This window comes from Nonomuraea sp. NPDC003709 (assembly GCF_040610775.1).
Lineage (GTDB): Bacteria > Actinomycetota > Actinomycetes > Streptosporangiales > Streptosporangiaceae > Nonomuraea > Nonomuraea angiospora_A.
Genome location: NZ_JBEXMW010000002.1, coordinates 841,555 through 860,782 on the forward strand (window position 1 = coordinate 841,555; position 19,228 = coordinate 860,782).

A 19,228-nucleotide genomic window follows, 5' to 3' on the forward strand; every position below is an offset into this window, starting at 1 on the left:
GCACGGAGGGCAGGCGCTCGACACGCCTGATCGTCCTGGTGTGCGGGGTGGTCCTTCTGGCGATCGCCGCAGGGATCACGCTCTACCTGCTGCCCGGAAAGGACCCTTTGACGGTCACCGGGGCTTTCGGCGAGCAGCCGCAGGTGACCTTCGCCGAGGGAGGGCGGCCGGGCGAGGACCTCAAGGCCGAGACCGTGATCGCGGGCAGAGGCGTGGCCGTGGCCCAGGGAGACCTGGCCGTCGTCCAGTTCGCCGGTTACGCCTGGACCGGTACCTCTCACCGGGAGCTCGACAACAGCCATGACCGCGGCAAACCGGCGGTGATGCGGATCGGAGAGCTCATCCCCGGCCTGAACAAGAGCCTTCTCGGCAGGACGGTCGGCAGCCGGGTGGTGATGTCGATTCCCCCCAAGGACGGCTACGGCGCCGGCGGCAACGCGGAGACCGGGGTGACCGGCACGGACACGCTCATCTACGTTGTCGACCTGCTCGCCACGTATCCGAAGACCGCCTCCGCGCGTGGTCGCGCGCGTCCGGCCGGCCCGGCTCTTCCTCAGGTGACGGCAGGGCCGGCAGGCGGGGCTCCGGCGGTGGCGATCCCGGCGACGGATCCGCCTGCCGAACTGCGGGCGGAGGCCTTGATCGAGGGAGACGGCCCGGCCATCCGCGCCGATCAGATGCTGGTCACCCACTATCAGGGGCAGATCTGGCGCAACGGCAAGGTCTTCGACTCCTCCTGGAACAGAGGAGAGGTGGCGCCGCTGTCATCACTGACCGGCACGATTCCCGGCATCCTCGAAGGGCTGACCGGCAAGAAGGTCGGCAGCCGGGTGCTGCTGGTCATCCCACCCAAGGACGGGTACGGCAAGAAGGGCCCGGAGGCGGCGGGGATCAAGGACGACGACACTCTGGTCTTCGTCATCGACATCCTGGGCGCGTACTGACAACCCTCGGCAGGCACCCTGCAGCGCTGCCCAGCCGAACTGGACTCGGCCGATGTCCGGCCAGGAGATCCAAGGGCCGGCGGCTCGCCATTCTCCTCGGCTATTGAGGTCATTGACGTTCGGCGTGATGTTCGCAAGTCGTGATCGAAATGTACCGGTTGGGGGATCATGTCCGCCCCTACGCTTCGACGGACGGGGAACAACGGGGAGGCATGCATGTCGTTCATGACGCGGATGGCGGCGGCGTTCAAGGGGAGGTCAGGGCAGACGAGCTCGAGGCCTATCGCCGGGCGGGCGGGCTCGTCTACACCGAACTCGAGCGGGCCGAGGCGCTGCGCGCCCGGTTGGCCGTCGAAGGAGTGAACCTGTGGCACGGCCCGCAGGCCGCCGCCGGGCAGCTGCTGTGCACCTGGAACGCGTTCGTCCTGCAGGCCATCGGCGAGCACCTGCTCGACGCGGACTACGCCGCCGACCCGAGCACCGTCGGCTACGTGCCGCAGGTCACCGCTCTGCAGGTCGACGCCTGCTTCGCCCAGGTGGAGGGCTGGGTGTCACGGGCGCGCCAGGCCGCGGGCAACTCCCGCTACCTCGTGGAGAAGGAGGTGCTGCTCCCCGCCGACCTGCCCGAATGGGCCGAGGCCAGCCCGTGTCCGCTGCCGCACCTGCACGGCATGCTCGCCGCCTCGCGCGCCATCCGCCGCCACGCCGAGGTCGCGCTCGGCGTCTTCGAGCAGACCGTGGCCGACGCCGACAGGCACCGCTACGCACTGGAACGGCTGCGCCAGCTGGCCGCCGAGGCGGCGACGGCCGCCGACTACGCCGAAGGGCTGCTGGACGCCGACCCGGCGCCGCGCATGCACGAGGCCATCGAGCAGCGCCTGCAGCGCGCTCTGGAGATCTACTACCACCTCGGCCAGCTCATCGCGATGCCCGGACTGATCGGCGGCTACAGGGGCCCCGGCGGACGGCAGGCCGTCCCGCCCGCCAACCTGAAAGTCGCCGACGTCCGCGACTTCGACCCCTGGTGCCTGACCGACCCGCAGAAGCGGAGCTTCTGGCAGGCCGATCCGCGGGCACGCCAGGCGATCAAGGAGATGTGGGAGTACGACCCAGCCCCCGCCCTCACCCTGCGCATCCAGGCCGAGATCGACGCCGCCCGGCAGAGCGGCGCAATCACCTTCGCCACCGACGCCCAGGGGAAACCGTTCGGCAGCTACTACTGCTGCCCTTGGTCCGCGATCTATCTGGTGCGCCGTCCGGTCGTCGTCGGCGGCCGCGCACTGCGTGCGATGCAGCAGTTCACGCTGGAGGTGTCGGCCGAGGACGTGCCGAAGGGCGGCCCGTTCAAGCGCGAGATCATCGTCTCCTCCTTCAGGCCGACCAACCGGATCGACTACTGCGACCCGGACGGCCTGCACGGCGACTGAACCACCGAGGAGTCCGCCTCGCGCCGCGCATCGACCGGATCAGGCTCATGCGCGCGAGTCAGGACGACCTACACGGTGATGCACACCACGGGAGCGATCAGCACGGCCACCGGCCCGCTGAGCAGCAGACCGGCTGCCGAGTAAGCCGCCGCAGGCACCCAATGAGACTGACGGCGCTTGCTGAGCAGCCGCTGCAGCCGTTCGACGACGCCCGCGTCCGCCAGGCCGAACGAGGCCAGGCCAGGGCCGGGCCCGCAGGTCGCCATGCGGACGAGCGCGCGGGCCAGCGGCAACTCGCCGTGCGCCCGGCTGGCGTGATCGTCGGCGATCATCTCCAGCAGTACGGCCACCGTCTGCCGTGCGGTCCGGGCGCAGGCCAGCCACGGGAACGCGTGCTCCAGCGCGACAAAGGGGAGCAGCGCCAGGTCGTGGTGGCCTCGGGCGTGTGCGCGCTCGTGCTCGAGAACCGTCTGGAGTTCCTGGCCGGTCAGCGAGTCCAGGGTGCCCTGGCTGAGCACGATGCGCCGATGCCTGCCGGGCACGCAGTAGGCGACGTGTTCGGCCACCGGCAGCACGTAGACGTCGTGGGCCGGGGAATGGTCGGCCACCACGTCGACCAGCAGGCGCTGGCGGCGGCGTTCGCGGATCGTCTTGGTGGTGGTGCGTACGGTGTGGATGAGCAGCCAGCTCATCAGGCCCGCCGACCAGGTCAGGGCCAGCAGGTGCATCGGCCCGAGCCCGTCGAGGCCGTGGCCGCTGACGATCTGGCGCGCCAGCGTGTGCGCCCCGTGCGGGAAGACCGCGGCCAGCGGCGCGACGGCGGCCACCAGCCCGAGACCGACCGCGCCCAGGCCGGCGGCGACTCCGATCGCCTGCCACAGCGCGAGCGCCGCGTGCGGACTGCGGTGCGTCCACGCCGCCCCGGCCAGCCTGCGCGCGGCCCGGTCGCCCAGCGCCAGCGGCAGCAGGGCGATTCCGGCCGCGATCAGCCAGGCGATCACGGCGCGGATACGTCCCGCTCGCCCAGCGCCTCCCGCAAGGCGCCGGCCACCTCCGGCGTCACCGTGCCGACGAAGCGCTGCACGGCCGCCGCGACGTCACCGGCCTCGTCCAGGGCGGCGCGCATGGCCTCGGCGACGAAGGCGTCCTTGTCCGCGGTGGCCTTGTAGAGGTGTGCTCGCCCGATGCGTTCGCGGGAGACCATGCCCTTGTTCGAGAGCCGCATCAGGACGGTCAGCACCGTCGTGGTGGCGGGCTGGGACGGAAGGCCGGCTGCGAGGACGTGGGCGAACATGCCGTCCGGATGCTCCCACAGAGCTTCCATGACCGATCGCTCCAGGTTGCCCAGCTGCACCGTGGCCCTCCTGCCGTGTTCTACTCCAGGTAGAAGGCTACCGTCCCCATGCCGTCCGTCGACGGGCAATCGAACAAGTGCCGCGTCGCGCCGGCAGTCAGGCGTGCGGACGAGGGCTGATGCGATGTATCAGCGGCTGCACAGGGTGACCGCCCAGCTCGAATAGCTGAGACTGCGGTCGGTGATGATGCGGTCGACGCCATAGCCGGCCAGGCGCCGCCAGGCGGTGGGGGTGTTGGGAGTCCAGGCGTAAACGTGCACCCCGGCGGCGTGGTAGCTGTCCACCCACGAGCGAGACAGCTGGTCGTATCGGACGGAGACGAAGTCGTAGTGCTCGGCCTGGGCAGGGGGCGGCGTCGTGCTGGCCAGCAGCCCCTGGGCGACTGGCAGGAAGGAGACGCGGCTCAGCGCGGTGGGCAGGAACGAGGTCAGCGCGGTCCAGTCGTAGGCGCGATAGCGGTGATAGACGGCGGTGAGAGTGCGAGCGTCGGCGTCGTCCGGGACGCTCTTCAGCTCGATCAGCACCAGGTCGACGCGGCCGCGCAGCGCGTCCAGCACTTGCGCCAAGGCAGGTGGCGCGAGGCCGTCGCCACCGCGCAACGTGCGCAGCCGCGCCATGGACGAGGTGGCCACCAGACCGCTGCCGTTCGTGGTGCGATCCAGCGTGGCGTCGTGCATGAGGACGGGTTGGTGATCCCTGGTGAAGCGTATGTCTATCTCCACCTGCCGGGCATGGGCCGCCAGCGCCTGCCGTAGCGACGTGAGGGTGTTCTCCGACCCGGAGGGCGGATAGCCGCGGTGGGCGATCACGCCGGGTGCACGGCACTGCCCCGCCGCCCGGGCGGCGTCAGCCGGGACCGCCGTAGTGACGATCTGTATGACCGCGGTGAACGTGGCCACGAGGGCACGGCACCGCCCGTGTGCCAGGGGCGGGTGCCGTGGAAGCGGTGCCTCGAGGGTGCCGTCCCCGGTCGGCGGACGCCGCCGGGGGCGGGGTGAGAGGCTCATCCGGCGTCGTCACCTGGTCGTGGTCGCGCCAGCGGCGGCGCTCCGGCGCGGGTAACCGTTCCAGGTCCAGCCGTGCGCTCCGGAGGTCGTGGTGAGGTGCACCCGGCCGCCGACGATCGCGCGATCACCGGCGCCGTTCCGGAGGCTGCAGACCACGGGTTTTGCGAGCGAGGCTGGAGGGTGGGTACGGGGGTGGCGTCGGCCGGCAGGCTCGAAAGTGCCGGCCATCCGGTCGTCGCGGCCATCGCCAGTGCGGAGTTGCGGACGGTTCTCATGCGCTGCCCTTCCCATGCGCTTCTACGCAGAGTAGTTGACTCATTACGTTGAGTTTAAACATCTGACTGAATGTTCATATGTAGAAGGAAAGGCGTGCGGGAAGTGTTGACGAGGAGCGCCTCGGTCGAAATCATGTTCATACATGAACACTTGAGCAGATGTCGTAGATGGCGGAGGTCTTTCTCGTCGGCAACTGCGCAGGATGCCTGCCATGCATCCGCAGAGCCGGTCTGTCGGCTGCTCGACCCGCATGGCCTGGCCATCACACGTCATTCACCGTCGTCCAAGGAGCTCAGCGCATGTCTGATCAACACAGGCACCAGGACCAAGGGGCCGGACGGAACCACGGCCACGGGCATGGGCACGGACATGCTGTCGATGCGCAGGCCGACCGGCGCTATCTGAGCGGCGCGCTCGCTCTGATCGTCGGCTTCATGGCCGTCGAGGTCGTGATCGGCGTGATCGCCCAGTCACTGGCGCTGATCTCCGATGCCGGTCACATGCTCACCGACGCGATGGCGATCGTGCTGGCCCTGATCGCGATGCGCATCGCGGCCCGACCGCCGCGCGGCGGCTTCACCTACGGGTTGAAGCGCGCCGAGATCATCTCCGCTCAGGTCAACGGCATCACCCTGCTGCTGCTCGCGGCCTACTTCAGCTTCGAGGGCATCCGCCGTCTGATCGAGCCGCCCCAGGTCGAGGGCTTGTTCGTGGTGTTCACCGGATTGGCCGGCATCGTCGTCAACGTGGCCGCCACCTGGCTGCTGTCCAAGGCCAACCGCTCCAGCTTGAACGTCGAAGGCGCCTTCCAGCACATCCTCAACGACCTGTACGCCTTCATCGCCACCACCCTGGCCGGCCTGGTCGTCTGGCTCACCGACTGGACCCGCGCCGACGCCATAGCCGCCCTGATCGTCGCCGCCCTGATGCTCAAGGCAGGATGGGGCCTGGTCCGCGACGCCGGACGGGTGTTCATGGAAGCCGCTCCGGCCGGAGTGAACCCCACCGAGGTCGGCCGCCAGATCGCCGCCCTCGACACCGTGGTCGAGGTGCACGACCTCCACATCTGGGAGGTGACATCCGGATATGCCGCCCTGTCGGCCCACGTGCTGGTCACCCCGGGGGCCGACTGCCACGCCACGCGCCTCGCGGTCGAGAGCCTGCTGCAGGACCGGCACGGCATCGAGCACACCACCTTGCAGGTCGACCACGCCTCGCCCGACAGCCACGCCTTCGACGACGACGGCGCCCTACGTCGGCTCGTACAGCACTGCGCCGATCCGCACGGCCCCACCCATCACGCCCGCCGACCTGACGAGACGGCCGGTGGTGACGATGGCGCGGCCGAGCCTGCGGCGCCGGCTTCCACCTGCCATGACCCGAACGTTCGGACATGAACTCCGCACTCGGGGGACACGCCACCGCGTCCCACGACCGCCCCGCGCAGTGTCACCTGCTCGAACATGACGTCATTGACATTTGCCGCAATGCCGACAAACTATTCATGTGAACGGTTCTTCAGATGATGGTGTGTTGGCAATAGACGGTTGCACGGTCAAGGTGGTCGACGGTGAACGGGTGGCCGCCGTGTACGAGCGGATGCCGGCCGCCGAGGACCTCACTGACACCGCGGACATCTTCGGGCTGCTGTCGGATCCGAACCGGTTGAGGCTGCTGGTGGCCCTGCTGGACGGCGAGTTGTGCGTGTGCGACCTGGCCGCGGTGACCGGCCAGAGCGAGTCCGCGGTGTCCCACGCGCTGCGATTGCTGCGCGCGCACCGCATCGTCGCCGCCCGCCGTTCCGGCCGGATGGCCTACTACCGACTGGAAGACCCGCACGTACGGATGCTGCTCGACCTGGCTCTCGCCCACACCGAGCACACCGACGCCATCCACCCCGAACGCGACGGGAACGCGTGATCGGCACCGGAGGGACAACCGCTCCGGATCGAACCCGCGACCTGCCGCACCAGCCGGCACCTTCCCAAGGAGACGGAGCGGGGCCGTCCGGCTGACGGCCCCGCCTTCGTCCCTGGGCGGACGGAGCGGGCGGCGGAAGCGGCCGCTACCCCGCGTAGGTCTCGAACTCGGCGACCTTCGGCGTGCCCGCCGAGCTGGTGATCCTGAAGGTGATCTTGCTCAGTGAGGTCGGCGTAAAGGTGATGGCGCCCGCGCCGCTGCCGGACTTCAGGACCGCTCCGGTGCCGGCGTTGATGAGCTGCCAGGCTCCGATGCCGCCCTCGGAGCCTGACGCCTCACGGATGGCGACCCTGGAGACCGTGGTGGCGGAGCCCCACTTGATCGAGATGTCACCGGTCGAGCCGGCCGGCGACCAGAAGGTGCTCATGTTGCCGTCCCGCACGTTGCCGTAGCTGGTCCCGTCGGCCTTGCTGGAGCCGTCGGAGCCGGCTCCGAGGCTGAGGTTGGGCCCGCCGGGCGAAGGGGTGGGTGACGGCGTGGGACTGACGGTCGGCGTCGGTGTGGCCGTCGGTGTCTGCGGCGTGCAGCTGCCGTTCGACTCCTGCAGACCCTTGTTGGCGCCGGCCATCTGGAGGACGAGGCCCGGCACGCAACTCGCCCCGTCGAGGCTGTAGGAGTAGGGGATGCTGACGGTGGTGTTGGATTGCGGGTTGGGTCCGGCGGGGTTGTTCTCGCTACCCGGGGCGGACCAGGTCACGTTGTCGAAGATGTTGCCGCCGACCTGCCAGTAGCCGGCCTCGCTGGTGTAGAAGGTGCCCAGGACGTCCTTGGAGTTCTTGAAGTAGTTGTTCTCCACTTTGGCGCGGGCTCCGGCCCGGGAGTTGATACCCGACTCGTGAAGGCTCACGTAGGAGTTGTTGTAGATGTGGGCGATGCCGCCACGCAGCAGGGGTGTGCGGGAGTCGATGTTCTCGTACAGGTTGTGGTGGAAGGTGATGTAGCCGTTCGAGCGGTCGCTCTCGCTGGATCCGATGAGCCCGCCGCGGCCGGAGTTGCGCAGGATGCTGTAGGACAGGGTCACGTACTGGGTGTCGTCCTTCATGTCGAAGAGGCCGTCGAAGCCCTCTGCCTCCCCGCCCGAGGCCTCCAGGGTGACGTGATCGACCCAGACGTTGCGGACGCTGCTCTCCATGCCGATGGCGTCACCGCCGTTGGACGTGGGTGAGCCCGACTTCTTGACGTTGCGGACGGTCACGTTGCGGATGATGATGTTGCGGGCTTCGCGGATGTGGATGCCCAGCTGGTCGAAGACGGCCCCGCTGCCGACCCCGATGATCGTGACGTTGCTGATCTGCTTGAGTTCGATCACGTCGGCGGCGGTGTTGCAGCTTCCGCCCGAGACCTTGGTGGTGTTGCCGTGGTTGATGGTCCCTGAGACCTCGATGATGATCGGGGTGCTGCTGCTGGCCCGGTTGCACAGGGCCGCGTGAATCGCGGTCCCCGTGGTGGCCCTCACCGTCTGCCCGCCCGCGCCACCGGTGGTTCCGCCGTTGACGCTCGCGTAGCCGCTGGCGCCGCCGGCCGCCGCTGATGCCTGCAGCATTGGCAAGGCCACACCGGCCGCGGCCGCGATGGCCACCGCGGCCAGCACCACCTGGAGTCGCAACGCGACTGCTCGTCTCATCCTCGGTTCACCTTCTCCTTCGAACAACGGGTGCGATCTTCTCGGCGCGGTCGCCGGCGGCCGCTCACATGAACGAACACCTCCGCGTTGGGGATGACCCACACCGTAGGAAAGCGCTTTCCGGGTGTCAATGCGGCGTGAAACTTTCAAGTCGCCACCCGGTGGCGCCTCACGAAGCTCTCGGCCGGCTGCGTCTGGCCCAGGAGCGGTGGGGGCAGGCCACGCTCCGCCTTACAGATCCTCAACGGATCCTCAACCAGTCGCGGCCTACCTTCATCAGCGCAAGGCCCGATCGACAGCGGAAAGGAGCAGCGTCATGGCTTCGGCCACCAGAAGGCTCATCGCCTCCATCGGCATCACGGGCGCTTGATCCCCATATTGGTGCCCGGACCTCCGCATACGCAGCGGACCGAACAAGATCAGGAGCGGTCCCGCGCCGGCAGGCCGAGAGTTCCAGGCGGTCCCTCGTCCCTCTTTTACGCAGCGGAAGGTGTTACGCGATGGAAGGTCGCCGGCCGCAGGTCACGATCACTACGATGGCCGCCGTGGTGGGCGAGCGGCGGTGGCGAGCCCGGCTGTTGTGGCTGTCCATGGTGCTCGCGCCGGTCGTGGTGTCGGTGGCCGCCAACCAAGTGCTCAACGACGGCGTGTGGAGCGGCTCCTGGCTCGCCGGCACCATCGTGGCGGCGGTCGCGGCCGGGCTGATCGTCGAACGGGCCGGGCGCGTGCTCGCCCCCGCCTCCGGGACCGTCACCGAGACCATGCGGGAGCTCGCCCAACTGGTCCACGAGCGGTGGAGCGACGAGGTGGTGACGCGTTCCCTCGGCGATCCGCCGATCCCGGTCTCCTGGCACATGACCCGCCGAACCAAGCTCATGGACCACCCGCAGCTGATCGCCGACCGTGAGCCGGCGCTGTCGGGCCGATCGGACGACATCGCCGCGCTCGCCGTCGCCTTCCGCGCGTTGCGCCGTCGCCGCCTGGTCATCACCGGAGGCCGGGGCACGGGCAAGACCACCCTGGCCATCCAATTGATGCTGGAACTGATCCGCACGCGTGCTGACAACGACCCGGTCCCGGTGCTCCTGCCCGTCGCCGACTGGGACATCGAGGCCCACCCTCGGTTTCAGGACTGGGTGGCCGAGCGCGTGCGCACCGACTACGCCGCCTTGCGCACGCCGGGTAACCAGCAGGACGGCGCCGACATTCTGGCGGCCCGTGGCTCAATTCTGGCCATTCTCGACGGCCTCGACGAACTGCCCGAGCCCGCCCGCGCCAAGGTGATCGAGAAATTGTCCGACACGCTCATGGAACGCGATCAGGTGATCATCACGTCGCGTACCACCGAGTACGGCAACGCGGTCACCGCCGCACGGCGCCCGCTCAAGGCCGCCGCCGTCATCGCGCCCAAGGCGCTGCCCCCCGACATCGTGGCGAACTACCTGAGCGCCGCGTTGCCCGCGCTTTCCTCGTCCTCGGCGTGGACCAAAGTCTTACGCGCCCTCAGGGAGGGCGCCGCGCCGGCTCTGGCCGACGTCACCTCCACCGCCTTGGGCCTATGGCTGGTCCGGGCCGTCTACATCGACCAGCCGGACGCCGATCCGGCTCCGTTGGCGACCGAGTACGCCGACGACACGCGGGCCCTGCGCGCTCACCTGCTCGACAATGTCCTTGGTGCGCTGCTGAACGCACGCACCACGATCCGGCCTACGACATGGGATCCGGCCGGCATCACCGAATGGACAAAGCGGCTGGCACGCCTGCAGGCCGAAGCCGGCGGTCATGACCTGGCCTGGTGGCGGCTGACCGACCAGGCACTGCCCGCCGCACGAACGCGGCGCGCACTCGCCCGTGCCTGGATCGGCGGGTTGAGCGGTCTGGTGTTCGCACTCCCGGCCGCGTTGACCGCCATGCTGACCTATGGGCCGGTCTTCGGCTCGGCCTTCGGCATCTTCTTCGGCCTGTCCGCGGTGCAGGCCGCCCGCACCCCCGACTTCGCTCCGCTGCGCGTACGGCAACGGCTGCAGGACTTCACCCGCGGCCTGTTGTCCGACGTGCGAATGATCTTCCTCATCATGCCGGTCGGCCTCGGCCTGCCGGCGGTGGGCTACAACGCGTGGGCGCACGGCTGGAAGATGGGCCTGGCCACCCTGTTCTCAGCGCTTGGCATCGGCTGGGTGACGGTGCGGGTGTCGCGGCAGCAGGACAAGAAGCCCGCCCAGCCAGACGAGAATCGACTCCCGCCGTTCACCGCCGCCGTCACCCCGCAATCCACCTGGCGGGTCAACCGAAACCTCGTGGGTCTGCAATTGATGAACGCACTTCTCCTGGGGGCGATCGTCGGCTTCGCAGTCGATTTCATGAACGAGGCGTCCATCGTGCCGCCTCACCCGTCCGCGGCCGTGGACATGGGGATGGGCATCATCTGCGGCATAGCATTCGGTCTGGTGACCAAACGCCAGCACCTGTGGCTGATGTCCACCATCGCCCTGGTACACCTTGGGCCATCGGGCCGGCTGCCGTTCCGCTTGATGCGCTTCCTGCACGATCTGCACCACCTGGGCGTCCTGCGGACCGTGGGACCCTTCTACCAGTTCCGCCACGCCGAACTGCAAGATCATCTAGCTGCCTCCAGCTGCACGCCGAGACGCGGCGTCGCCCCCTGATACGCTGTCAGGCATGATCCAGAAGTTCATCCGGCTTCGTAACAGCTGAAGCGGTCGGCCCGCCGGTCGTTCAGCGGCCGGCGCCAGTTGAGGCGATCCCGCAGACAGGTGCCGTGGCACAAGCGGCGCACCACACGGTTTTCGCCCGCAGCCGACCGCCGGCTTCATTTCAGGGCTTGTCCTGCCGTGTTCTCGCCCGGCAGCCGCACGCCGGCTTCGGCAACGCAGGCATGTTCGCCGTGCCTTCCATCGAAACGGACTGTTCTTCATGAGATCAAACTCCAACCGCTCGTCGTCGCCTACGTTCGTGCTGGTCCACGGCTCCGGCGCCAGTTCTTTCATGTGGGCTCCCGTCCAGCGCGAGCTGGCGTTGCTCGGTCACCGCAGCTTCGCCGTCGATCTGCCGGGACATGGTCTCGACGCGCAGTACCCGCTCGCCTACCAGGCCCCCCAGGACCTCGACACGTGGGCGGCCGAACCGTCCACGCTGGCCGGGGTCACCCTGCAGCACAACGTCGACACGGTCGTCGACGTGGTCCGACGCGTGGCGGAGCACGGGCCCGTGGTGCTGGTGGCGGCCAGCCTCGGCGGCGTGACCATCACCGGCGTGGGCAACGCGATCCCCGAGCTGGTGAACCGGCTCGTCTACATCTCCGCCTGGTCGTGCGTGCAGCGCTCCAACCCCATTGAGTACATGCAGGAGCCCGAGTTCGCCGACAACCTGATGGGCCCGCTGGCCGCGTTCAACGTCGGCGACCCCGCTCAGCTCGGTGTCGGCCGGGCCAATTACCGCACCGCGGACGTGGAGCTGCTCGACGCGCTCAAGGCCGCGACCATGGCGGACGTCAGCGACGAGCGGTTCCGTGCCTTCCTCAACATCCTGCAGCCGGACGAATCGATCGCGGTGATGACGGCCGACGCCCGCGTCCAGGCCGGCACCTGGGGCACGATCGCCCGCACCTACATCCGCCTCACCGACGACCGATCCCTCCCGATCGCCATGCAGGACCGGTTGATCGCCGAAGCGGACGCCCTGACGCCCGGCAACCCGTACGAGGTGCACACGCTGGACACGTCACACGTGGGATTCCTGTTCAGGGCCGATGAGGTGGCCGCCATTCTGGACAAGGCCGAGCGGGCTCAATCACGCAGCAGGGCGCACAGCTCGTCTGTCGCGTCATCGAGCGAACCGGCGCCGTCGACCACCAGGTCGGCGTGCTCCGGCGGCTCGTAGGCCTGGCCGAGGCCGGTCAGGTTCGGCAGCGTGCCGGCCTTCGCCTGGGCGTACAGGCCCTTCGGGTCCCGGCGCGCGCACACCTCGGCCGGGGTGTCCACCCAGACCTCGGCGAAGTCGCTCGGCTGGAACAGGCTCTTGGCCACCGCCCGGTCCGTCCGGAACGGTGAGACCAGCGCGACGATCACGATCAGCCCGGCGTCCAGCAGGATGCGGGCCAGCTCGGCGACCCGGCGCACGTTCTCCGCGCGATCCTCCGGGGTGAACCCGAGGTCCTTGTTCAGCCCGCTTCGGACGTTGTCGCCGTCGAGCACGTAGGTGTGCAGTCCCATGGCGTGGAGCCGCCGCTCCAGCGCGTTGGCGATCGTCGACTTGCCGGCGCCCGGCAGGCCGGTCAGCCACAGCACCTTGGCTCGCTGCCCCTTCAGCCGCTGCCTGGCGTCGCGGTCGACGGTGTAGGCGTGTGGAACGACGTTGCGGCCGCGCCGCAGCGCGTGCCGGACCATGCCGGCCGCCACGGTCTCCTTGCTGACCCGGTCCACGAGCAGGAAGCTGCCCGTGTCCCGGCACGTCCGGTAGCCGTCCAGGCAGATCGGGGTGTCGGTCGTCAGTTCGACGGTGCCGATGTCGTTGAGGCCGAGCGTACGCGCGGCGAACTGCTTGCCGGACACCACGTCCATCCGGCCGCGCACGGTCGTGACCACGGCGGGCACGGTTCGCGACCCGGCCAGCAGCAGGTAGGAGCGGCCGTGCCGCACCGGCTCCTCGGCGGTCCAGACCAGCGTGGCGGAGTACGCCGAGGCCGGGGAGAGCCCGTCGCCGAGGGCGGCCGGCGTGGTCAGCAGGTCACCGCGACGGACGTCGACGTCGCCGGCCAGCGTCACCGTCACCGGGGTGCCGGGGGAGGCCCGGTCGAGGTCGCCGCCGCCGGGGCCGAGCACCCGGTCGATCCTCGACTCCATGCCGTTGCCGGCGACCGCGACGGTGTCGCCCGGTCGGACCGGGCCGCCGACCACCGTGCCCGCGAAACCGCGGAAGTCGTCCGCCCGGATCACGTACTGGACGGGCAGCCGGTAGCCGTCGGCGCCGTCCGGTCGCGGCGGGCCGGGCGGCTCCCAGGCGGACAGCGCGCCGAGCAGCGTCGGCCCGTCGTACCAGGGGAGGTTCGGCGACGGGTCGACGACGTTGTCCCCATCGAGTGCGCTGGCCGGGATCACGCTGGCCGCCATGTCGAGGCCGTTCGCCGCCGACAGCACCTCGCTCGCGAGCTGGTCGAACACCGCCCGGTCGTAGCCCACCGCGTCGAGCTTGTTGACCACCGCGATGACGGCCCGCACGCCCATCAGCGCGCAGATCGCCAGGTGCCGATGGGTCTGCTCGCGGACCCCTTTGGTGGCGTCGACGAGTAACACGGCGACGTCCGCGGTGGAGGCCGCGACCGCCATGTTGCGGGTGTACTGCTCGTGTCCCGGCGCGTCGGCGATGATCACCCGGCGCCCGGACGGCAGGTCCAGGAAGAGGTGGGCGACGTCGATGGTGATGCCCTGCTCGTGCTCCGCCTCCAACCCGTCGGTCAGCAGCGAATAGTCGACCGCTCCGGCCGGAATCGTGGAACCGCCGCGCCTGGTCCGCCGCGCGTAGTCGAGCCGGTCCTCGGTGGCGCTGCCGGTGTTGGCGAGCAGCCGACCGATGAGGGTGGACTTGCCGTCGTCGACCGAGCCACAGGCGACCACTCGAAGCACCGAAATCATCAGAAGTACCCCTCCGACTTCTTGCTCTCTATGGATGTGCCGCCCTCGCCGTCGATGAGCCGGCCGGCGCGTTCGGACCTCCGGTCGAGCCGCATCTCGTCGATGACCTCGTCGAGGTTCTCGGCCTTCGACTCGACGGCCGCGGTCAGCGGGTAGCAGCCGAGGGTGCGGAAGCGTACCTGGCGCAGCAGCGGACGTTCGCCGGGCGACAGCGGGAAGCGCTCGTCGTCCACCATGATCAGCGAGCCGTTCCGCTCGACGACCGGGCGTGGTGCGCTGAAGTACAGCGGCACCACGGGGATGCCCTCCCGCCTGATGTAGCGCCAGACGTCCAGCTCCGTCCAGTTCGACAGCGGGAACACCCGCATCGACTGGCCGTCGGCCAGCTCGGTGTTCGCCCACCACCAGAACTCCGGACGCTGCGAGCGCGGCTCCCAGCGGTGGCCGGGCTCGCGCAGCGAGAAGATCCTTTCCTTCGCCCGCGACCGCTCCTCGTCGCGCCGCGCGCCGCCGATCGCCGCGTCGAACCCGCTGTCGTCGAGCGCCTGGCGCAGCGCGACGGTCTTCATGATCCGCGTGTACTCGTGCGCGCCGTGGGTGAACGGCGTGACCCGCTCCGGGTTGGTGTGCACCCGCAGGTCGAGCTCCAGCCGCCTGGCCGTGTCATCCCGGAAGGCGATCATCTCGCGGAACTTCCAGCGGGTGTCGATGTGCAGCACGGGAAACGGCATCCGGCCGGGCGCGAACGCCTTGGTCGCCAGGTGCAGCAGCACCGAGGAGTCCTTGCCGATCGAATACAGCAACACGGGCCGGCGAAAGGCCCCGGCGACCTCGCGCAGCACGTGGATCGCCTCGGCTTCGAGCATGTCCAGGACGTCTTCTTCGGCCACGTATCGGCCCTCCGTCGTCGCTAACCGTTCTTCGGTGGTCCGGCCGCCGGTCGCGGTGTCGAGCGACCTCAAGGGCGGCCGCGGATCGGTCTCCTGATCCCCGCGGCCATGCTCTTCTATAGTAACCTATAAAAGCGCTATATCGGTTATTCGAGCCAGATCGGCGGTGCGGCGATGAATGCCCTGACGGTCAAAGAGCTGTCCGAGAAGACCTGGGACGACTTCGAGGCGGTTCTCGGGACGAACGGAGGTGCCCGCGGGTGCTGGTGCATGCACTGGCGGCTGTCCATCGCGGAGTGGACGGAAGGAAAGGGCGAGGGAAACAAGCGGGCCATGAGGCGTCTCGCCCAGCGCGAGCCGGTGCCCGGCGTCGTCGTCTACGAGAACGACATGCCGGTGGCATGGTGCTCGCTCGGACCGCGTTCGTCGTTCCCGAGACTTGAGCGTTCGCCGCTGCTCGCGAGCATCGACGACGAGCCGGTCTGCGCGATCACGTGCATCTTCGTGCAGAGAAAGCATCGCGGCTCCGGGCTGCTGCCGAACATTCTCGAAGCCGTCTGCGAGTACGCGGCCTCCGCGGGTTACCCGACCGCCGAGGGCTATCCGATCGAACCTCGCGACGGCAAACGCGCGGGCGCGGACACGGCGATGACCGGGATAGCCAGCGCCTTCCTCGGCGCCGGATTCTCCGAGGTGGCCCGGCCGCGTGGCGATCGGCCGATCATGCGGCGCAAGCTCCGCGCCGCCGGATGAGGCGAGAAGCGATCAGTGGTGCGTTCGGCCCTGACGGTGGCGGCGCGCCTTCTCGCGATTGCCGCAGATGTTCATGCTGCACCAGCGGCGGCGTCCACCCCGCGAGGAATCCAGGAACAGCCAACCGCATCTCCCGCAGGCCCTGATCCGGTCGCGCGGAAGGGTGAACAGTGCCTGGACCACCAGCAAGGACAAGGCCGCGGGGATCGCTCCCGACGCCGTCCAGTCCACGGTGAAGCGGTCGAGCGCGGCATCGATCTGCTGGACCTGCTCGGCCCGCACGCCCGTACCGGCCCGTTCGAGAAGCGCGCCGAAAGGTTCGGCCGGCACCGCCTCGCCGTGCGCGACCGCGCTGAACACGGCCCACGCCTGTTCGCGAACGGTCTGAACCTCCGGCACGAGGCCGCTCGCGGACGCCTCCGTCAAGGACGGCACCTCCTCGAACAGCCCCGCGGACGCGCACCACGTCAAGACGTCCGAGGGTGCTTTCAGCAGCTCGCCGTCCTCGGCCGGGTGTGTGCGATCGAAGACGGTGTTCGTGAGGTCCAGGACCGGGTGGCCGCCGATGAAGTGGGCGTCCTGCCAGGGTGACCGGGCCTTGGAAGCAAAAGTAACCATTATAAGGAGTATATATGGTTCTTGCTCGCAGGCCAGGGCGCACCGGAAGCCCGATCTACGTGACCTCTCCCTTGAAGCGTCTCCGGAGAAGGACGGTCGTGATGACCGCCGCGACCGCGAACCCGACCGAGCACCAGAGAGACCAGCGCCAGCCCGCGAGGACGGCATCGGTCCCACCGGCGATCCTGGCGAAGTGGGCCGCCACCGATGTCACGACTCCGACGCCCACGGCCAGCCCCAGCTGCTGGGAGACGTTGATCAGAGCGCCGGCCGTGGCCCGCCGCCCCTCGTCGGCGCCGTTCGTTCCGGCGATGCTGGTCGTGATCAGCGCGAGGATGTGGCCGAAGGCGTTCACCGAGGTGCCGATCAGGACGAGAGCGAGTCCGTAACCTTCCGGCAGGCCCACCATGATCAGGATGCCGAACGTCTCGATGACGATTCCGGAAAGGAGAACGCGGTAAAGCCCGAAGCGCTCGACCAGTTTGCCCGCGTAGATTCCGGTGACGATCGCGATCGCGCCTGAGACCGCGAACGTCAATCCGGTCGTGAGCGCGCCCAGGCCGAGATGCGTCTGAAGGTAGAGGGTGAGAATGAACAGCATTCCGCCGTAGGAGCAGATCAGCAGGACGTTGACCAGGTTGGCCGCGCCGATGGCGGAGGTGCGGAAGATGGAGATCGGCACGAGGGCGCTGTCCTTCCGCGACTCCACCCAGACGAACAGGGCCACGGCAGGCACCGCGATCCCGGCGGAGAGCAGGATCGGAGCCGACAGCCAGCCGTACTTCTCCCCGTCGGTGAGGGCGAACACCAGCGCGACCATGCCCGTGGTCGCCAAGGCGACCCCGATGAGATCGAGATGGCGGGATGCGTGCGTATCCCGGCTCTCATCGAGATAGGCCCTCGCGAGCAGACCGGCGACCAGGACGATGGGCACGTTGATCAGGAAGACGGACCGCCAACCGGCGTACTCGGTGAGAACGCCCCCGAGCACCATGCCGGAGACGAACCCCGCCGACAGCGCCGACCCGTAGATGCCGAGAGCGCGTTCGCGTTGCGCTCCTTCCGGGACGGCCGCCTGGAGCAGCCCCAGACCCGCCGGAGCGATGAACGCGGCGGCGACCCCCTGCAAGGCGCGGCCCGCGATGAGAGCCGCCGGCGACCAGGCGAGGCCCGCAAGGAGCGAAGCGAGAACGAAGCCGGCCATGCTCCAGATGAACACCCGCTTTCTCCCGAACAGATCGGCGATCCTCCCCCCGAGGAGGAGGAAGCCGCAGAAAGCGAGGGGATAGGCGGAAAGAACCCAGGCGAGGCCGCCTCCGGTGAATTCCATGCCCTCGCGAATGCTCGGGGCGGCGACGTTGATGATCGAATAGTCAAGGGCGACCAGGAACTGGGTGCCGCAGATGACGGTGAGCTGCCAGAACTGCCGGGACTGGAATCTGCTCTCCACCCTTCCAGTCGCGTGCGACGATGCTTCGCTCATTTCACATCCCTTTCGCGGGAGTCGGGTCGAGGAACATCCGGTGAAGGTGCGTCACCGCGTCGAGTACGTCGTGCTCGGCGCAGGTGATGGAGATCCGCCGGGCATGGACGGTCATGTCCCGCACCGCGACGCCATGGGCCTTGAGCGTGTCGAGAAGGAGCCCCACCTGGGGATGGCGGGTACGGAACCCGCGGCCCACCAACGACACCTTCCCCACAGGCCCGGACCAGCGGCACCCGGTGAAGGCGTCACGCAGGTCGGCGAGCACCCCGTCGACCTGGTCCCGGTCGGCGGCGTTCACGACGAACCGCAGCGAACACGGGGTGTCGGCGAAGCCGAGCAGGTCCACGTGCAGCAGCGGATCGGCCAGCGCGGCGGCGATCGCGGTCAGGGCGATGGGGTCGACTCCGTCGAGCCGGCAGCGGAGCTGACCGGTGCGGTGGGCGACGCCGACGGCGGTGAACCGCTCGCCGTCGAGCGGCGCGGCCGAGCGCAGGCCGGTCACCCAGGTGCCGGCCGTCTCGGTCGTGCTGGATCGGACGTGAACGGGGACGCGATGGGTGCTGGCGTACTGCACGCTGGAATGCGCCAGCACCGTGGCGCCGCCGGCGGCCAGCTCGGCCATGTCCTCGTAGGAGAGATGGTCCAGTTTGCGGGCGTCGGCGATGAGTCGCGGATCGGCGGTGAACACGCCCTCGACGTCGGTGAATATCTCGCACGCCTCGGCCCGCAGCGCCGCGGCCAGGGCCACGGCGGTGGTGTCGGAGCCGCCTCGGCTCAGCGTGGTGAGCTCGCCGCTGTCCGCGGCGATGCCCTGGAAACCGGTCACCACAGGGACATGGCCGGTCGCGACGCATTCGCGGATCCGCACCGGGTCGACGCTGACGATGCGTGCGCAGCCGTGCACTCCGTCGGTGATGATGCCGCCGTCACGCGCGCTGAACGACCGGGCAGGCACGCCCAGTTCGTGCAGCGCCAGGGCGAGCGCGGCCGCGGAGGCCTGCTCACCGGTGCTGAGCAGGAGGTCCAGCTCCCGGGCGTGTGGCGTGGCCGTGAGGTTACGCGCCAGGTTGAGCATGGTGTCGGTGGCGCTGCCCATCGCGGAGACCACGGCGACCACGGACCCGTCCGCGGCGGCTATGCGCTTCGCCGCGTGACTGATCTTGCTCACGTCACCCAGTGATGTTCCGCCGTACTTCTGTATCACCAGGTCCATCGGT

Annotated in this window: 16 protein-coding genes; 7 read left to right on the plus strand and 9 right to left on the minus strand. The window is 69.1% G+C overall.

Going from position 1 to position 19,228, the window contains the following annotated elements; translation table 11 throughout:
- The first annotated feature begins 47 nt into the window (after positions 1 to 47).
- Together ABZX61_RS08315 and ABZX61_RS08320 are read left to right on the plus strand one after the other, a co-directional pair.
- Positions 48 to 944 (plus strand): FKBP-type peptidyl-prolyl cis-trans isomerase, encoded by an 897-nt coding sequence (locus tag ABZX61_RS08315; RefSeq protein ID WP_355192600.1) that lies wholly within the window; start codon positions 48 to 50, stop codon positions 942 to 944.
- Positions 945 to 1,156: 212 nt separating this feature from the next.
- Positions 1,157 to 2,371 (plus strand): hypothetical protein, encoded by a 1,215-nt coding sequence (locus ABZX61_RS08320; protein ID WP_355192602.1) that lies wholly within the window; start codon positions 1,157 to 1,159, stop codon positions 2,369 to 2,371.
- Between the two features lie 68 nt (positions 2,372 to 2,439).
- Here ABZX61_RS08320 and ABZX61_RS08325 read toward each other — a convergent pair whose 3' ends face one another.
- The 3 genes from ABZX61_RS08325 to ABZX61_RS08335 form a co-directional block, all read right to left on the minus strand.
- Complete coding sequence (locus ABZX61_RS08325; RefSeq protein ID WP_355192604.1) at positions 2,440 to 3,372, minus strand: M56 family metallopeptidase; 933 nt, start codon at positions 3,370 to 3,372, stop codon at positions 2,440 to 2,442.
- The gene (locus tag ABZX61_RS08330; RefSeq protein WP_355192606.1) at positions 3,369 to 3,725 is read right to left on the minus strand and encodes a BlaI/MecI/CopY family transcriptional regulator; all 357 of its coding nucleotides are present in this window, start codon (positions 3,723 to 3,725) and stop codon (positions 3,369 to 3,371) included. Before ABZX61_RS08330 ends, ABZX61_RS08325 begins: the two co-directional genes overlap by 4 nt.
- 129 nt (positions 3,726 to 3,854) lie before the next feature.
- Positions 3,855 to 4,625 (minus strand): glycerophosphodiester phosphodiesterase, encoded by a 771-nt coding sequence (locus tag ABZX61_RS08335; RefSeq protein WP_350734940.1) that lies wholly within the window; start codon positions 4,623 to 4,625, stop codon positions 3,855 to 3,857.
- A gap of 683 nt (positions 4,626 to 5,308) precedes the next feature.
- Between ABZX61_RS08335 and ABZX61_RS08340 the strand changes: the two genes are divergently transcribed.
- Positions 5,309 to 6,406: a cation diffusion facilitator family transporter gene (locus ABZX61_RS08340; protein ID WP_355192608.1), complete on the plus strand. Its 1,098-nt coding sequence runs from the start codon at positions 5,309 to 5,311 to the stop codon at positions 6,404 to 6,406.
- A 136-nt stretch (positions 6,407 to 6,542) separates the two neighbouring features.
- Positions 6,543 to 6,929 carry a metalloregulator ArsR/SmtB family transcription factor gene (locus ABZX61_RS08345; protein WP_350734943.1) on the plus strand — a complete coding sequence of 129 codons (387 nt, stop codon included), beginning with the start codon at positions 6,543 to 6,545 and terminating at the stop codon, positions 6,927 to 6,929.
- Positions 6,930 to 7,074: 145 nt separating this feature from the next.
- Here ABZX61_RS08345 and ABZX61_RS08350 read toward each other — a convergent pair whose 3' ends face one another.
- Complete coding sequence (locus tag ABZX61_RS08350) at positions 7,075 to 8,613, minus strand: pectate lyase (protein ID WP_355192610.1); 1,539 nt, start codon at positions 8,611 to 8,613, stop codon at positions 7,075 to 7,077.
- A 536-nt stretch (positions 8,614 to 9,149) separates the two neighbouring features.
- Here ABZX61_RS08350 and ABZX61_RS08355 point away from each other — a divergent pair.
- Positions 9,150 to 11,279 (plus strand): NACHT domain-containing protein, encoded by a 2,130-nt coding sequence (locus tag ABZX61_RS08355; protein WP_355192612.1) that lies wholly within the window; start codon positions 9,150 to 9,152, stop codon positions 11,277 to 11,279.
- Positions 11,280 to 11,547: 268 nt separating this feature from the next.
- A complete protein-coding gene (locus tag ABZX61_RS08360; RefSeq protein ID WP_355192614.1) occupies positions 11,548 to 12,513 on the plus strand; it encodes an alpha/beta fold hydrolase in 966 nt (321 codons plus the stop codon).
- Here the strand turns inward: ABZX61_RS08360 and cysC are convergent.
- On the minus strand, positions 12,420 to 14,255 hold the full coding sequence (gene cysC, locus ABZX61_RS08365) for an adenylyl-sulfate kinase (RefSeq protein WP_355192616.1): 1,836 nt from the start codon (positions 14,253 to 14,255) through the stop codon (positions 12,420 to 12,422). The genes ABZX61_RS08360 and cysC overlap by 94 nt on opposite strands.
- A gap of 8 nt (positions 14,256 to 14,263) precedes the next feature.
- Positions 14,264 to 15,154: a sulfate adenylyltransferase subunit CysD gene (cysD, locus tag ABZX61_RS08370; RefSeq protein ID WP_350734951.1), complete on the minus strand. Its 891-nt coding sequence runs from the start codon at positions 15,152 to 15,154 to the stop codon at positions 14,264 to 14,266.
- A 174-nt stretch (positions 15,155 to 15,328) separates the two neighbouring features.
- Here cysD and ABZX61_RS08375 point away from each other — a divergent pair, with 174 nt between their 5' ends.
- Positions 15,329 to 15,907, plus strand: a complete 579-nt coding sequence (locus ABZX61_RS08375) for a GNAT family N-acetyltransferase (protein ID WP_355192618.1) — start codon at positions 15,329 to 15,331, stop codon at positions 15,905 to 15,907.
- 12 nt (positions 15,908 to 15,919) lie between these two features.
- Here ABZX61_RS08375 and ABZX61_RS08380 read toward each other — a convergent pair whose 3' ends face one another.
- From ABZX61_RS08380 to ABZX61_RS08390, 3 genes are read right to left on the minus strand one after another with little or no spacing between them, the layout of a single operon-like run.
- A complete protein-coding gene (locus tag ABZX61_RS08380) occupies positions 15,920 to 16,525 on the minus strand; it encodes a CGNR zinc finger domain-containing protein (RefSeq protein WP_355192620.1) in 606 nt (201 codons plus the stop codon).
- A gap of 55 nt (positions 16,526 to 16,580) precedes the next feature.
- Complete coding sequence (locus ABZX61_RS08385) at positions 16,581 to 18,008, minus strand: MFS transporter (RefSeq protein ID WP_355192622.1); 1,428 nt, start codon at positions 18,006 to 18,008, stop codon at positions 16,581 to 16,583.
- A 1-nt stretch (position 18,009) separates the two neighbouring features.
- Positions 18,010 to 19,224, minus strand: a complete 1,215-nt coding sequence (locus ABZX61_RS08390; RefSeq protein ID WP_355192624.1) for an aspartate kinase — start codon at positions 19,222 to 19,224, stop codon at positions 18,010 to 18,012.
- Positions 19,225 to 19,228: the final 4 nt, after the last annotated feature.

Excerpts from the sequence above, each read along its gene's own strand:
- ABZX61_RS08360 (WP_355192614.1), top strand. The coding sequence starts at position 11,548 with ATGAGATCAAACTCCAACCGCTCGTCGTCGCCTACGTTCGTGCTGGTC.
- ABZX61_RS08380 (WP_355192620.1), bottom strand. The coding sequence starts at position 16,525 with ATGGTTACTTTTGCTTCCAAGGCCCGGTCACCCTGGCAGGACGCCCAC.
- ABZX61_RS08385 (WP_355192622.1), bottom strand. The coding sequence starts at position 18,008 with ATGAGCGAAGCATCGTCGCACGCGACTGGAAGGGTGGAGAGCAGATTC.
- ABZX61_RS08350 (WP_355192610.1), bottom strand. The coding sequence starts at position 8,613 with ATGAGACGAGCAGTCGCGTTGCGACTCCAGGTGGTGCTGGCCGCGGTG.
- ABZX61_RS08355 (WP_355192612.1), top strand. The coding sequence starts at position 9,150 with ATGGCCGCCGTGGTGGGCGAGCGGCGGTGGCGAGCCCGGCTGTTGTGG.
- ABZX61_RS08320 (WP_355192602.1), top strand. The coding sequence starts at position 1,157 with ATGCATGTCGTTCATGACGCGGATGGCGGCGGCGTTCAAGGGGAGGTC.
- ABZX61_RS08390 (WP_355192624.1), bottom strand. The coding sequence starts at position 19,224 with ATGGACCTGGTGATACAGAAGTACGGCGGAACATCACTGGGTGACGTG.
- ABZX61_RS08375 (WP_355192618.1), top strand. The coding sequence starts at position 15,329 with ATGAATGCCCTGACGGTCAAAGAGCTGTCCGAGAAGACCTGGGACGAC.
- ABZX61_RS08340 (WP_355192608.1), top strand. The coding sequence starts at position 5,309 with ATGTCTGATCAACACAGGCACCAGGACCAAGGGGCCGGACGGAACCAC.